The sequence below is a fragment of the Thalassospira sp. ABL2_045 genome, assembly GCF_056161285.1.
Genome location: NZ_JBSWYV010000007.1, coordinates 71,822 through 85,737, shown reverse-complemented (window position 1 = coordinate 85,737; position 13,916 = coordinate 71,822). Strand labels below are relative to the sequence as shown.

At 55.4% G+C, this 13,916-nt stretch carries 15 protein-coding genes; 8 read left to right on the top strand and 7 right to left on the bottom strand.

Annotated elements, in window-relative coordinates; translation table 11 throughout:
- Positions 1–28: 28 nt before the first annotated feature.
- Both ACXAIA_RS11775 and ACXAIA_RS11770 read right to left on the bottom strand, forming a co-directional pair.
- On the bottom strand, positions 29–985 hold the full coding sequence (locus ACXAIA_RS11775; RefSeq protein ID WP_475349490.1) for a bifunctional riboflavin kinase/FAD synthetase: 957 nt from the start codon (positions 983–985) through the stop codon (positions 29–31).
- Between the two features lie 139 nt (positions 986–1,124).
- Positions 1,125–1,562, bottom strand: coding sequence for a MaoC family dehydratase (locus ACXAIA_RS11770; protein WP_475349489.1), 438 nt, complete (start codon positions 1,560–1,562; stop codon positions 1,125–1,127).
- A gap of 240 nt (positions 1,563–1,802) precedes the next feature.
- On the opposite strand from ACXAIA_RS11770, the gene ACXAIA_RS11765 reads away from it, so the two are divergent.
- Complete coding sequence (locus ACXAIA_RS11765) at positions 1,803–2,594, top strand: class I SAM-dependent methyltransferase (protein WP_475349488.1); 792 nt, start codon at positions 1,803–1,805, stop codon at positions 2,592–2,594.
- Here ACXAIA_RS11765 and ACXAIA_RS11760 read toward each other — a convergent pair whose 3' ends face one another.
- Positions 2,595–3,362: a sterol desaturase family protein gene (locus tag ACXAIA_RS11760; protein ID WP_475349487.1), complete on the bottom strand. Its 768-nt coding sequence runs from the start codon at positions 3,360–3,362 to the stop codon at positions 2,595–2,597.
- A 202-nt stretch (positions 3,363–3,564) separates the two neighbouring features.
- On the opposite strand from ACXAIA_RS11760, the gene ACXAIA_RS11755 reads away from it, so the two are divergent.
- The 5 genes from ACXAIA_RS11755 to ACXAIA_RS11735 all read left to right on the top strand — a co-directional run bounded on the left by ACXAIA_RS11755 (position 3,565) and on the right by ACXAIA_RS11735 (position 9,002).
- Entirely contained in the window at positions 3,565–4,593 is a 1,029-nt protein-coding gene (locus tag ACXAIA_RS11755) for a M23 family metallopeptidase (RefSeq protein WP_475349486.1), read from the top strand.
- A 194-nt stretch (positions 4,594–4,787) separates the two neighbouring features.
- A complete protein-coding gene (locus ACXAIA_RS11750) occupies positions 4,788–7,217 on the top strand; it encodes a putative bifunctional diguanylate cyclase/phosphodiesterase (protein WP_475349485.1) in 2,430 nt (809 codons plus the stop codon).
- Between the two features lie 217 nt (positions 7,218–7,434).
- Complete coding sequence (locus ACXAIA_RS11745; protein ID WP_417828577.1) at positions 7,435–7,557, top strand: hypothetical protein; 123 nt, start codon at positions 7,435–7,437, stop codon at positions 7,555–7,557.
- Positions 7,558–7,751: 194 nt separating this feature from the next.
- On the top strand, positions 7,752–8,078 hold the full coding sequence (locus ACXAIA_RS11740) for a hypothetical protein (protein WP_297023748.1): 327 nt from the start codon (positions 7,752–7,754) through the stop codon (positions 8,076–8,078).
- Positions 8,079–8,138: 60 nt separating this feature from the next.
- Positions 8,139–9,002 carry an NUDIX hydrolase gene (locus ACXAIA_RS11735; RefSeq protein WP_475349484.1) on the top strand — a complete coding sequence of 288 codons (864 nt, stop codon included), beginning with the start codon at positions 8,139–8,141 and terminating at the stop codon, positions 9,000–9,002.
- Between the two features lie 91 nt (positions 9,003–9,093).
- On the opposite strand, the gene ACXAIA_RS11730 is transcribed toward ACXAIA_RS11735, so the two are convergent.
- From ACXAIA_RS11730 to ACXAIA_RS11720, 3 genes are all read right to left on the bottom strand, one after another.
- Complete coding sequence (locus tag ACXAIA_RS11730; protein ID WP_475349482.1) at positions 9,094–9,576, bottom strand: hypothetical protein; 483 nt, start codon at positions 9,574–9,576, stop codon at positions 9,094–9,096.
- Positions 9,577–9,689: 113 nt separating this feature from the next.
- Entirely contained in the window at positions 9,690–10,151 is a 462-nt protein-coding gene (locus tag ACXAIA_RS11725; protein WP_475349481.1) for a methylmalonyl-CoA mutase, read from the bottom strand.
- A 126-nt stretch (positions 10,152–10,277) separates the two neighbouring features.
- Positions 10,278–10,940 (bottom strand): NnrU family protein, encoded by a 663-nt coding sequence (locus tag ACXAIA_RS11720; RefSeq protein WP_475349480.1) that lies wholly within the window; start codon positions 10,938–10,940, stop codon positions 10,278–10,280.
- A gap of 198 nt (positions 10,941–11,138) precedes the next feature.
- Here ACXAIA_RS11720 and ACXAIA_RS11715 point away from each other — a divergent pair, with 198 nt between their 5' ends.
- The gene (locus ACXAIA_RS11715) at positions 11,139–11,579 is read left to right on the top strand and encodes a GcrA family cell cycle regulator (RefSeq protein WP_475346996.1); all 441 of its coding nucleotides are present in this window, start codon (positions 11,139–11,141) and stop codon (positions 11,577–11,579) included.
- 105 nt (positions 11,580–11,684) lie between these two features.
- On the opposite strand, the gene ACXAIA_RS11710 is transcribed toward ACXAIA_RS11715, so the two are convergent.
- Positions 11,685–12,953, bottom strand: coding sequence for an MFS transporter (locus ACXAIA_RS11710; RefSeq protein WP_475349479.1), 1,269 nt, complete (start codon positions 12,951–12,953; stop codon positions 11,685–11,687).
- A gap of 153 nt (positions 12,954–13,106) precedes the next feature.
- Here ACXAIA_RS11710 and ACXAIA_RS11705 point away from each other — a divergent pair, with 153 nt between their 5' ends.
- Positions 13,107–13,907: an AraC family transcriptional regulator gene (locus ACXAIA_RS11705; protein ID WP_475349478.1), complete on the top strand. Its 801-nt coding sequence runs from the start codon at positions 13,107–13,109 to the stop codon at positions 13,905–13,907.
- Positions 13,908–13,916: the final 9 nt, after the last annotated feature.

Genomic DNA, 13,916 nt, shown 5'->3' with positions numbered 1-13,916 from the left:
GCGGATCATAGCGGGTTCGTCAACAAATTCAAATCTTGCCGAGAATATCCTTGGCAGCGATCACATCTGCCGCAATCTGGGCCTTCAGGGCATCAAGCCCATCGAACTTCTGTTCCCCACGGATAAAGCCGTGCAGGCGCACGCGAACCCGTCGGTCATAGATGTCCTGATCAAAGTCAAAAAGGTGCGCTTCAAGTCCGGCTTCGTCATCGCCGCCAAAGCTTGGCCGCACACCGATATTGGCGACTCCGGGCACCCAGCGTTCCACAGTCGTGTCATCTTTTTCCGAAATCAGGCCAAGCTCGACGGCATAGACACCAAATTTCGGGCGCAGATGATTACCCAGTGCAACATTGGCGGTCGGGAAGCCAATCGTGCGACCACGCGCATCGCCATGGGCCACGACCCCGCCAATCTCCCACGGCCGACCGAGCAGATGTTTGGCATCTTCCGGGCGTCCATCACGCAGCGCCTGCCGGATCGCGGTCGAGGAATAGACAACCCCGTTATCATGGGTCACAGCGGTCACCGCCGTTACACCAAATCCGGATTTTTCCCCGATGGCGCGAAGCAATTCGACATCGCCTGCCCGGCCCTTGCCGAAACAGAAATCCCAGCCAACCACGACATGCTTGGCACCAAGTCCGCTGACCAGAACCCGTTCAATGAATTCCTCGGCGGTCATGGCAGCGAAATCGCGGTTGAATTCGACCTCATAGAACAGGTCGATATCAATGCTGCCAGCCGCGGTTTCGCGATCCTCGGCCGAGGTCAGGCGAAACGGCGGATCGTCGGCACGAAACAGCATGCGCGGATGGGGTTCAAAGGTCAGGATGGCAAGCGGCGCACCGAGATCGCGGGCAATCGCACGGGCCTGATCCAGAAGCGTCTGATGCCCCAGATGCAAACCATCGAAATTGCCGATCGCCACAACGGCGCCGCGCGCATCATCGGTCAGGTTCTCAAAAGATCGAAAAACGCGCATTCGCGCCGGTCTCTCTTTGCTGCGTTCCATGCCTGCCGACCTATTATCGGCAAATCCAGCAGGCAGCTATATAGGGCGCGGGGCCAAAGCGTAAAGACTTTTCCGACAAAAAAGCGGGGTTTGCCCACCTCTGCCTGTCTTAGTTGCGCGACGGCACCATCACTGTTGCCTCGCCCGAGATCACGCAACGATCCCCGACATAGCAATTGGTTTCCAGAATAGCGCATTTCTTTTCAGGCATGGTTTCACGAACCGTCACGCGTGCGGTGACGGTATCGCCAATCCGGACCGGTGCCTTAAACTGCAAATTCTGGGACAGATAAATCGTGCCCGGCCCCGGCAGGCGGGTGCCAAGAACGGTGGAAATAAACCCGGCAGAAAGCATGCCATGGGCAATGCGGCCTTCAAACATCGTGGTTTCGGCGTAATCCTGATTAAGGTGCACCGGATTGGTATCACCGGTAATGCCGGCAAACATCACAATGTCGGTTTCGGTGACTGTCTTGCCATAACTTGCTGACAAGCCGATCTCGAGATCTTCGAAATACAGCCCGTGAAGTCCGTCGCGTTCGTTCATTTCCTGGGAACCCTTTGCCTGTTGCGCACTCGCTTACACTGCAGATGTCGCGCTTATGATTATTTTGCAATGCAATATTTGTAATTTTATTGCGCATTTTTTGAAATGAGCAATGCCTATTTCGTCGAATGGCTATTTGTCATGCGGTTGAAATTGTCGGAAACGGCGACATATCAGTCATACCCACCTAAAATCAGACTAAAATAATTCAAAAAATCAAACCGTTAGGAAACGCTCCACATGAACAATACAATCGCCGACACCTATGAAATTGCCATGGGTCGATGGAGCCGCCGCCTGTCGCGGAGTTTCCTTGATTTTGTTGCTGCGCCGTCCTGCGGGGCGCTGATTGATGTCGGGTGTGGCACCGGCAGCCTGACACTGGCTGCGGCCAACCGTTATCCGGATGCAAGGATTGTCGGCATTGACCTGATCCCCGATTATCTGACCGATACCCTGCGCCAAGAAGCGAAAAACATAGACCTCAAGACCGGCGATGCCTCTGCCCTACCGTTTGACGACAACAGTTTTGATACCGCCTGTTCGCAGTTGTTGATCAATGATCTGGAAGACCCGAAACAGGCCCTTGGCGAAATGGTGCGCGTGACCAAGCCTGACGGCCGGGTTGCCGCATCAGTCTGGGACCGATCAGGCGGGTTGATGTTTATCCGCCTGTTTCTCGATGCCGCCGCCATTCTGGCCGGGGTGGAGGGCGAAAAACTCCGCGAGGAGATTTTTGACGTCCCCTACAAGGATGAAGATGATCTTTATGATCTTTGGTCGGAAGCGGGATTGCGCGATATCGACACGACGACGCTTGCCGTGCGCATGGATTTCATTGATTTCGATGATTACTGGCAATCGCTGATGGGCGCACACAGCCTGATCCGGAATTTCTTTAACCGGCAATATGCCGACATGGCCCATGAAATCCAGCAGGCGACACGACTGGCTTATCTTGGCGGCAAGACCGATGGGCGCCGGTCACTGGTGGCATCTGCCATGGCGGTTAGCGGGGTGGTTCCGGCGTAATCAGCGACGCCCGAACGGCATCCATAAAACACCCAGCAAGCTCTGACTGTCCTTGTCGCGGAATTCATCAAGGCCGATCTGCATGTCGTGATCATTGACCCTGGTGTGGTCAATGTAACTGACAAACAGGCGATCCCAGATCGACAGGATATTGCCATAGTTGCTGTTGGTTTCACGCATCACACTGGAATGGTGCACCCGGTGCATGTCAGGGGTTACAATCAACTTGCGCAAGGCGCGATCCAGGCTTTTGGGCAGATGCACGTTGCCATGATTAAACAGGGCAAAGCCGCTGAGCATGCTTTCATACACCACCACCGCCCAGGGATCGGCGCCGATCATGAGAACGAAGAAGGATTTATAAAGCGCGGATGCGACGATCTCGAACGGGTGAAAGCGCACAGCCGTCGAGACATCAAATTCGGTATCGCAATGATGCACCCGATGAAAACGCCAAAAGACCGGCACGATATGGGTCAGGCGATGCTGCCAGTAAACAGCGCAATCCAGAACGACGATTGTCACAAGCCCCGCCAGAACGCCCGGCAATCCAACAAGGTTATTCAGCCCGAGACCATTTGCCTGCGCCCAGATTGCGGTTGCAATCATCGCCGCACCGATGGTGAAGCGTGCAAGCGCGGCACTCAACAACAACAGGCCGAAATTGGTCAACCAGCGCATGGGTCGACGCACCGCTTCTTTGGGGCGATAGGGTGCGACCGCCTCCCACAGGGCCATCACCGCCAGAATGGCGGCAAAGATTGCCAAACGAAATAATCCGCTTTGATCCATTTCATCCTGCCTTGCGTGATGAGATCGGGTTCATACCTGTCATCTTGAAGTCATAACGGATATCGCAACATACAAACAATGTCTTGCACGTCGCGGTCTGATCACCTTTATGTTAGAGAAAGGCGATTCACACTGAAACGCCATCGTGCCGTGACCAAATTCGATAACAGGGGGCCTCATGCCAGAACGATCAGGATCTATTCGGACACTCTTTCTTTCGGTGTTCGCGACCCTGTCCTTTGGCAGTATCGCCCATGCAGATGGCCCGCCGTTTGATCTTCCTGTCGATTGTGCCGGCAATACCTGTGACATCGTGCATTACGTCGATCATGATCCGGGCCCGCAAATTCGCGATTACGCCTGCGGCACCACAACATATGACGGCCATCGCGGTACCGATTTCGCCATCCCGGATGAGGCCACCATGCTTGACGGTGTATCTGTGCGCGCCATTGCCGATGGTACAGTCAGAGCGCTCCGCGAAGGGGTCGAGGATATCGACTCTGGTCGCGTTTCATCCAGCAGCCTCGAAGGCATTGAATGCGGGAACGGCATCCTGATTGATCATGATGATGGCTGGCAAAGCCAGTATTGCCATCTGCGCCGCAGCTGGGTTGCGGTCAAACAGGGGGACCGGGTCAGCCGTGGACAGGTTATCGGCCGCATCGGCATTTCCGGCCAGGCCACCTTCCCGCACTTGCATTTCAACCTGCGCAAGAATGGCGAGCTTGTTGATCCGTTCAGCGGCACCACCATGGGCGCCAGCACGCCCAATGACTGCAATGTTGAAAATGCTGCCCTTTGGTCGACTGAGGCCCGCGCCCAGCTGAGCTATAACGAGATCACGCTTTATGGCCACGGATTTTCGATGGCGCGCCCGACCGCGTCCGACCTTAAACGCGGCTATGGCAAGGATCAGGAACTGCCAAGCACGAGCCCGGGTCTTTATTTCTGGGCCTATCTGATCGGTGCCAATGATGGTGATGTCATCCGCATGAGCCTGCAAACGCCAGACGGCAAAGGCGGCCACCGCGACTTTGCGATTGATCTGCCCAACGATGCCGGCCCGCGGGCAAAGTGGTTCTTCATCAATATGGACCGCCCCGGAAGCAATTGGCCCGCCGGAACCTATCACGGTGAGATCACCTTTACCCGGGGTGACAGCACCCCGCGCATGATCGGTGAAAGCGACGTCGTCATTCGCTAGGCATCCGCAATGACGCATCCGGATCGACTTGCCATATCCCGGCGGGGCATCGCCAGTGCAGGCGGAAAGCGCAAAGCCATCTTTGCCCTAAATCCGATTTGGGTTGCTTCGCGTACAAAGGCCGAATTAAAATTAGACCAGTAAAATGTGATAGTATTTGAAACTATTACATAAATTTTGAAATCGGCTCGTTGATGTACAGAATTTATGACTGCCTTGCCCACCAGCACGATATCGTTCTGGTCATTGTTGCCCTTCTGATCGGTCTTGGCGGCATTCATACCGCATTCAATCTGTACGCGCGGGCCTGCATCGGGCGCCTACGGCAGAAAATCGCCTGGTTGTTCCTGACCGGTGTTGTCACCGGAGGCGGAATTTGGGCCACCCATTTCATCGCGATGATGTCTTATGACCCGGTTGTGCCGGTCGGGTATGAGCCGGTTCTGACCGCCGCTTCGCTTGGCATTGCGATTGTAGCAACCACCATTGGTTTTGCAATTGCATCGGTTGGTGGGCCGCATCTTGTCCTGTCGCGGGTTGTCGGCGGGCTTGTTGTCGGGCTTGGCATTTCGGCCATGCACTTTACCGGCATGTCAGCCATCAGCCTGCCCGGTGTGATCAGCTGGCACATGGATATCGTCATTGCTGCCATCCTGATGGGGGCTATGTTCGGGATGATATCGCTTTGGCTGGCACGCTCGGCACAAACGGCACGCCAGAAGCTTCTGGGCAAGGCAAACCTGACCATCGCGGTTGCGACCATGCATTTCAGTGCGATGGGCGCATTGGTGATTACCCCTGATCCAACCGTTCCAGTCCCGGCCCAGCTTATTTCGCAGGAATATCTTGCAGTTGGCGTGGCCGTTGTTGCTGTCATCCTGATTGCGATCGGCTTTGTCACAGCCCTTGTTGATCGCCAGCTTCGCGATCATGTCAGCAACCGCATGCGCATTCTGGGGGATTCCGCGATCGAGGCGCTTGTCCTGACCCAGAATGGCCGGGTAATTGACGCCAATGACAGCTTCCTGAAACTGGGGGGTGTCAGCCGTGGCGACATCCTTGATCAGGATTTCATCGCCGAATGGCTTGCCGATACGCCGCCGGCGTTTAAGTCGGGCGAGGTCAGCTATGTCGAGACAAACCTGTCCTGGACCAACAACAGCGAAATACCGGTTGAAGTTGTCCGCCGTGAAATTCCCGCCGATGAAATATCCGATGCGACGGTGATCTTTGGGCTGCGTGATCTGCGCGAACGCTATGCCGCCGAACATCATATCCGGTTCCTCGCCGAACATGATTCCCTGACCAAGCTTTTGAACCGGACAACCTTCAATGACCGCCTGAGCGAAGCATTACAGGAATCCGATGAGACCGGTACGCCGGCGACAGTGATGTGTATCGATTTCGATCACTTCAAGGAACTTAATGACAGCTTCGGGCATATTGCCGGCGACCATGCGCTGCGTGAACTGGGCGAACGCCTGTCCAAGCTGTTTGCAGACGATGTCATCATCGCGCGCGTTGGCGGAGACGAATTCGTCGCCCTGCTCCATCATCAGACGCGGTCGGACATGGATGGTGTGATCGCACGGTCGCGCGAAGTTGCACAGCAGATCCTTGATTGCGTTGCCATCCCGATCTTTATCAACACCGAACACCGCGCAAAGCTGTCTGCCAGCATTGGCATCGCCCACTATCCGACGGACGGTAATGACGCTGAAAGCATCCTGTTCCACGCCGATCTTGCCATGTATCGGGTCAAGCAATCGGGCGGCAATGACTTGGTATTCTATTCGCCGGAAATGGATGAAGAATACCGCTTCAAGCGCCAGCTTTCCTCGAACCTGCGCAATGCGATGGAAAACGGCCAGCTCGAACTGCATTACCAGCCGCAATGCGATACCGGCGGGAAGGTGATCAATTCCTTCGAGGCCTTGCTGCGCTGGACCGATCCGGAAATGGGATCCATTCCGCCGGGTCGTTTCATCCCGATTGCCGAGGAAACAGGTCTGATCGTGCCGCTGGGTGAATGGGTACTGAGAACCGCCTGTCAGGAAGCCACCCGCTGGAAAAACCCGCTGGGCATCGGGGTGAACCTGTCGGCCGTGCAGCTTCAGAAACATGAACTGCCGGAACTGGTGGCTGAAATCCTGAGCGAAACCGGGTTGGACCCGAAACGTCTTGAGCTGGAAGTCACCGAAACCGCGCTTATTCACAACCCGGCGCGCTCGATGAAGATCCTGTCTGACATCAAGAGACTTGGTGTGCGGATTGCCATGGATGATTTTGGCACCGGCTATTCATCACTGGCCACATTGCAGAACTTCCCGGTCGACCGAATCAAGATCGATCAGTCCTTTATCAAGAAGCTGATCAGCAATGACCAGGCCATCGCGATCGTCCGTGCCGTGATCAATCTCGGCCGTGACCTTCATCTTGATGTAATTGCCGAAGGGGTGGAAACCGACGAGCAGGCAACCTTCCTGACCGATCATGATTGCCGCTCTGTTCAGGGCTACAAATACGGTCACCCCAAACCGATCAGCGATTACTGGCACGTCGTCAATCCAACGGAACCCGCGGAAATCCCGACGAATCGGGGACGCGGATTCGAAACGGTCTGATAAGCGAACGATACATGGCCGCAGAATGCCATCAGCAAATCCGACCCGTCGGAATTTGTGACAAAATAACGATCAAAAACGTGACCTTTTCCATGAGGTTGAAAGTTTTTTGACGTTTTTTGACTCAGAACCCTTGTAACGCGACCTTTTGCCTGCCTATATTTGACGTGTGCCGAGCCCGGCACAATGCCACTACCTGTCATAAGACGGAGTAAACATGATGAATAAGCGCAAAGCCGTTGCAATCGCCATTGCCCGTGAACAGCAGATCGCCCGTTCGATGGAAATTCTGTTCGCCGGTACCATTCTGGCCGTCATCGCATCGCTTCTGGTTCTCTGATCCAGCCTTCGCTTTCATCATTTGTGTCCCCTTTCAAACCAACCGGTTTTGAAAAGACCCTTGTTTAAATAGCTTCATGACACACCACAGCATTCTTTCGGTCATCATTGCGCGAATTATCAGCCCGGTTGTCTAAGGACACCGGGACGTATCTGTTCGCCTTTTTGATGCACTGAATATCTGTGAGCATTGTCATGACCGATCATGCATTTGCTGCGTCCACCCACGACGCACATACCCCAAAATCCGTTTACTGTTTTTCCGTTCACGCCGCTGCCGAGCCGGACGTGATGCCGCGCGTTCTGGAACTGTTTGCCAAACGCAACCTTGTTCCGGCCAGCTGGCATTCCACCGTTGCCGACGGGATGCGGGGTTACGAAGAATTGCAGATCGATATCCAGGTTCAGCAACTTGAAACCAAGGTCGCTGAACATATCGCCCGCTGCCTGCGCCAGATCATCCACGTCAATACGGTTCTGACCTCGGAAAAGGGCTATTCAAACTCCGCACTTAGCGCGTAGGCTGTCCGGGCACGCGGCGCTGCAGCACATCGCAGCGCCCTTGCCGACAGGAGTTCCGAATTGGCCTATCTTGATCACATCCACGCTTGCAACAACGCCAATCTGTCGCGCTATGCCCGCTTTCGCATTGGCAATCTTCCGGTCGGGGCGATCCGGTCAGAATTTGCCACCGCCCTGACCGGGCTGGGCGACAGCTTTATTCGCGATGAAAACGGCGAATATGGCTTTGGACCGCAGATCAAAACCATCGATCAGCGCAACCAGACACTGATCGACGCGACCGAGGCCCTGTGTGAACAGGGCGTGATCAAGCGTCTTCACGGCGAGAAATTTGATATCCGCAATCGCCTTGCCGATGATCCGCTCTGTCAGCTGGATCGGTTTGCCATGCCCTATTTCGGCTGCCGGTCGTGGGGGGTGCATATGAACGGCTTTGTGCGCAAGGCCGATGGCATTCACATTTGGATCGCCAAACGTGCGATGGACAAGCCGACGTATCCCGGCATGCTCGATAATATGGTCGCGGGTGGCCAGCCAACCGGGCTTGGCTTTCGCGACAACATGATCAAGGAATGCGCCGAAGAAGCCGGTATTCCAGCCGAGATCGCCAAAAACGTTCTGCCCATCGGCACTGTTTCATATCTTTATGAAACCAGCGAGGGGCTCAAACCCGACGTCATGGTCAATTTCGATCTGGAACTGCCAGCGGATTTCATCCCGCATTGCGCCGATGGCGAGGTCGAAGAATTTACCCTGCTTCCGATTGCGGACGTGGCCGAGATTGTCCGAAGCGGGTTTGACTTCAAATTCAATTGCGCCCTGGTGGTGATTGATTTCCTCATCCGCCATGGCTATCTGACGGCCGATAACGAGCCGTCCTATTGCGATCTTGTCACCGGACTTCATCGCAGCCTTGAGCCCTGAGCCCCCAAGCGACACCACGCAACAAAAAGGCACCGACCCGCCCCGGGTGGTGCCCACTGTTTCAGTTACAGTGTTTGTGTGATCGACCCGTTTACTGACGCGGTGTGTTTGGCCCGCCCATCAACGCGCCAACGGCCATCACCGTCAGTTTTGCACGCAGATCGGGATCAAGCTTGTCGAGATCGCCTTGCTTGCTGCGCATTGCCTTGACCGCCTCATTGATCAGCTCCTGACGGCGTTCGTCTTCGGGTGTTGCGATCTTGCTTTTCTTTTTGCCAAGTTTGGCATCGGCGGCATTAAGCGCTTTCATGATTTCGGTGTGCGGGGCGTCGGCCTGTTCGGTCAGGGTTTCCGCAAGCGCAAGGGCACGGGCCTCTTCAACCGACATGCCTTCGTCCTGATGGGCAAGGGCGCGGTCTTCGATACGGCGGGCCTGCCGCGCCTGGGCTGCTGTTTGCTCGGCCGTTGCGCTGTCGCGCACTTGCAGGGATTGTGCGTCGCTATAGGCCTGAATCGCATCCCGGCCTTTTTTGCCGACAAAGACGCGCATCAGCGTTTCCTTGAGCAATCCCATACATTCATCCCTTGATTAAACATCCCGCCTTGGGGTGCAACTATTATGCATCAGTATGCGCCCAAAGGGTTTCGAAAACATTGCGTCGCTTTTACGCGGATTTTATCAATGTTCTAAATATGTTGCGCGACCCGGCCTTCTTCAACTGCCAAAATGTAATCGATAAGCGCTTCACAATCGCTTGTCTGCAGATGTTCAAGATCGCAGACAAAATCGACATTACCCGCCGCCGGATCATCGGCATGGCCAACGATGCCGACTTTGACATATTCACCGTCCAGCGCATCAAGGGCGGCAATCAGATCGGCTACACTTACCCGATCTTCTGCCGTCAGGGATGTTCGGATCAGCACCAGCATATCTGCATCGCAATCAATGACCTGCCGGGCGATGGATTGCACATCGGAATGAGCAGGTGCGACATCGACATCAAACCCGCCATCGGCAAACAGGGTTGCGACATGCTTGTGGTGTTTTTCTTCAACGCTTGATGCCGTCGCCAGAAGAAGGCGCGGGTGACGGCCTTCCATTTCAGCAAATTTGGCCAGACTGCTCGCAAGTTGAGGAGACGTCATGTTACCTCGCTTGAAACTGCCCTTTGCCATCCAACACGGCAAACCGGGCCAGCGTAGAATTCCTACGCCCAGACCACAGTATCCCTGTCAAAACCTTGGCTGACAAGCCTTGCAATCAGAACCCGATCACCAACCCGCCATGATAAGCGGATCAACACCAATCACATGACCATGCCCGCCCAAAATCAGGACATAAAGAACAAGTCCCGCCAAAAGATCCCGCCCCCGGATCGCGCCGTGGAGCAAACCCGATGGTGCAAAACGACGGGTCGCGCCAAGCAAAACCGACTGTTGATCAGGTGAATGATCGCGCAGACGGATTTTCTCCATGCGCCAAAACCCGATCACGGCAAACGCTGCACTGCCGCCAAAGAACAGGACCGCGACCAGATCACCATTGGCAATCATGTGCCCCGCACCCCAGATCATCATGCCCAGCAAAAAGGGATGGCGGCAGAAACGATTGATCCCGGGTCTGGCCGGATCAAAGCCGGTTTTTCGCCCGATGGATAGCGGACAGGGTTGAAGAATGGCACAGGCCCACAAAATACAGGCAGGCAACATCACAATAACAAGAAGCTGCGCCTGCCAAGTTTGATGGCCCCAGAGCAAAAACGACTCCGCGACCAGGACCTCGTGCACCACCCAGCCAAACAGGAAAATCGACAGGATCGAGAAGCCGACAATATAGGGAAGACAGCCGAGACGCCTGACTAGCCTTTCGCGCAGCAGTCCCGGTATGATGTGACCGGCAAGGAAAACCGCGACGGCAAGGAAAAACCCGGTCAAAATACGATCCCCTCTTTACATTGTGGCTTCAACATGCAAATTGCCCTGTTCGCGCTCGGCGCAGGGGATGCGAATCTCCAAGCCCCTTGCGTTACACGATATTAGCGGATACCTCTGTATCGCTGTTTGACATCGAACAACAAGCCCTTGCCGTGGAATACTTCGACGGTAGACAAAGAAATACGGAATATACTCGAAATGAGCTGGACGCCGGAAAAGATTGAATTGCTGACCTCGCTCTGGAATCAGGGCTGGACCACGGCACGCATCGGAGAGGAACTTGGCGTCGGCAAAAATGCTGTCGTTGGCAAGGCGCACCGCCTTGGCCTGCCCAAGCGCCCGTCCCCGATCCAGCGCCGTGCCGAGGAAGCAGAACAGAAAAAGGCACCGGCCCCCAAACAGCAGACCAAAGGCATTTCAATCTTTGATCTGGGTCCGGGTATGTGCCGCTGGCCGTTCGGCGATCCGGGTGATGATGACTTCCATTTCTGTGGCAAGAAAATCATCCCGGGCAAGCCTTACTGTGACGAGCATTGCGCGCAGGCGTACCTGAACGGCAAAAACCCGCGCGAAGACAATCCCCCTGCACAGCAGGGTGGCGCTGGCGGCAAAGGCCCGCAGGCAGCCAACAAGAAATAAGTCGCATGCGCGCGACACGGCATCATCGGATGCCAAAAAAGATCAAAGGCCGCCCGATATCTGGGCGGCCTTTTTTGTTCATGGGCACAAGCCCTTCACTTCGCCTCAGGCGGGCTGAAGATGCGAAGACTTGTATCCCTTGACCACCTCATTGCCCGGCTCCGGATCGTGCGGCACATTGAACGCCAGAACGAGTGATACAAAGGCCATGGCAGCCCCTGCCAGGAACACAGCCCCCGGCGAAATCAGCCACAGCAACCCGAAGGCCGCCGGAATGAAGACAGCCGCGATATGGTTGATCGTAAAGCTGACCCCGGCGGTCGAGGAGATATCAGCCGGATCGGCGATCTTCTGGAAATAGGTCTTGATGGCAATGGCCAGCGCAAAGAACAGGTGATCAATCACATAAAGCCCACCGGCCAGAACATGGTTTTCGACAAATGCGTAGGAGACGAAAACGATAAACAGGCCAGCATATTCAAACACTAGTGCGCGGCGCTCCCCCCATTTGCCGATCATCTTGCCGATTTTTGGCGCGAGGAACATGTTGATCACGTGGTTGAGCAGATAAAGCAGCGTAATGGTCGCGGCGTCATAGCCGAACTTTTCGACCATCAGGAAGCCGGCAAAGACGGTAAAGATCTGACGCCGCGCACCGCTCATGAAGGTCAGCGCGTAATAAAGCCAATAGCGTTTGCGCAAGATCAGCTTTTTGGTTTGTGGATGGGCATCAGAAAACTTCGGGAAAGCCCCCCAGACAAACAGGGCAGCCAGGATCGTCAGCGCACCGCCAAACAGATAGACATAGCGATACTCAACGGCAAAGATTTCCAGCATCACCCAGACCATGCCAAACATCACCAGCGACGAGATTGACTTGGCAGAAAGCTGGCGGCCCATAACCATCGCGGTGCGGTCCTTGCGCACCCATTGCAGCGATAACGCCTGCTGCATGGTTTCGAAATAGTGGAAGCCGATCGACATTAAAACTGTCGTGCAATAAAGCCCGATCACGGTTGGGAAATAGCCCGAAATCGCAACGCCAATGCCAAGCACCAGCAACGAGATCACCGCAAATGTCTGTTCACGCAGGATCAGCAGGACAAAGATCGCGGTGAAGGCAAGGAAGCCCGGAATTTCACGCAAGGACTGCAAAATGCCGATCTCGCGCCCGGTGAAATCGGCCATCTCGACCGAAAAGTTATTCAAAAGCGCCATCCAGGTCGAAAAGGACAGCGGCATGGCCGACGCCATCACGATCAACAGGACTTCCGGATTGCGCCAGCCCTTATAGACCGGGGCTTTGGGACCGTTATTGGTATCACCAAGTGGGGCGGCGTGATTGCTGGCCTCCGGTATGATTTCCTTGGACATTTCAACTCCCGGGACAAGGTCGCTCTGGTGGCGATGACCATGTCACATCTTGTACGTTTTGGAATGCGACCAAGTTAAACCTGTCCGATCCGTCTGTCTTGCGGTAATCTGCCATCATATATCGCAATCAGGACATTTTGAGTCTTCCGCTGCATGGTTCATATCCTCAACACCTTTGACGGGCGTCCGGAACACCACAACAAGATCCCCCGCCCCCGCGAATTGCCACGTGCGGTTTATGTCCGGGTCAGTGACATGCCGGCTGGCTACCACGTTGCGGCACACAGCCACGACTGGAACCAGCTTTTATATGCGCTTGAAGGCACCATGACTGTGGTGACCGAGGCCGGGATGTGGATCGTGCCGCCACAACGCGCCGTCTGGGTACCACCCCATACGCAACATGCTGTGACCTGTGCCGGCTTTACCCGGGCGCGTCATCTTTATATCGGTCGGGATGTATCGGCGAACCTGCCGGATCGCTGCATGGTTCTGGAGGTCAGCCCGCTTTTGCGCGAACTGATCCGCGCGGCAACGGAAATTCCGGTGGAATATGATGAGGACGGCGAAGAAGGCCGCCTGATCCGTGTTTTGCTGGATCAGATCAAGGCACCGGAACAGGACAAGCTTCATCTGCCCGCGCCCAAAGATCCCCGACTGGCACGCATTTGTGATCATTTGCAGGGCGACCCGGCCGATAACCGCACGCTTGAAGACTGGGCAAAGATTTGTGGCGCATCCAGCCGCACTTTGGCCCGCCTGTTTCAGCGTGAAACCGGCATGCCGTTTCGCGAATGGCGGCAAAAACTTCGTCTGCTGCATGCCCTGGAAAAGCTTGCCAATGATCGCCCGGTGACCGAAATCGCCCTTGATCTGGGATACGAAACCCCGTCGGCCTTTATCGCGATGTTTCGCAAGGCCACCGGGCGTACGCCGGGCGGCTATTTCCGCTAAGGGCGGCTT

Coding starts and splice junctions, on each gene's coding strand:
- ACXAIA_RS11775 (WP_475349490.1), bottom strand. CDS start 985: ATGCGCGTTTTTCGATCTTTTGAGAACCTGACCGATGATGCGCGCGGC.
- ACXAIA_RS11770 (WP_475349489.1), bottom strand. CDS start 1,562: ATGAACGAACGCGACGGACTTCACGGGCTGTATTTCGAAGATCTCGAG.
- ACXAIA_RS11765 (WP_475349488.1), top strand. CDS start 1,803: ATGAACAATACAATCGCCGACACCTATGAAATTGCCATGGGTCGATGG.
- ACXAIA_RS11755 (WP_475349486.1), top strand. CDS start 3,565: ATGCCAGAACGATCAGGATCTATTCGGACACTCTTTCTTTCGGTGTTC.
- ACXAIA_RS11750 (WP_475349485.1), top strand. CDS start 4,788: ATGTACAGAATTTATGACTGCCTTGCCCACCAGCACGATATCGTTCTG.
- ACXAIA_RS11745 (WP_417828577.1), top strand. CDS start 7,435: ATGATGAATAAGCGCAAAGCCGTTGCAATCGCCATTGCCCGTGAACAG.
- ACXAIA_RS11740 (WP_297023748.1), top strand. CDS start 7,752: ATGACCGATCATGCATTTGCTGCGTCCACCCACGACGCACATACCCCA.
- ACXAIA_RS11730 (WP_475349482.1), bottom strand. CDS start 9,576: ATGGGATTGCTCAAGGAAACGCTGATGCGCGTCTTTGTCGGCAAAAAA.
- ACXAIA_RS11725 (WP_475349481.1), bottom strand. CDS start 10,151: ATGACGTCTCCTCAACTTGCGAGCAGTCTGGCCAAATTTGCTGAAATG.
- ACXAIA_RS11715 (WP_475346996.1), top strand. CDS start 11,139: ATGAGCTGGACGCCGGAAAAGATTGAATTGCTGACCTCGCTCTGGAAT.
- ACXAIA_RS11710 (WP_475349479.1), bottom strand. CDS start 12,953: ATGTCCAAGGAAATCATACCGGAGGCCAGCAATCACGCCGCCCCACTT.
- ACXAIA_RS11705 (WP_475349478.1), top strand. CDS start 13,107: ATGGTTCATATCCTCAACACCTTTGACGGGCGTCCGGAACACCACAAC.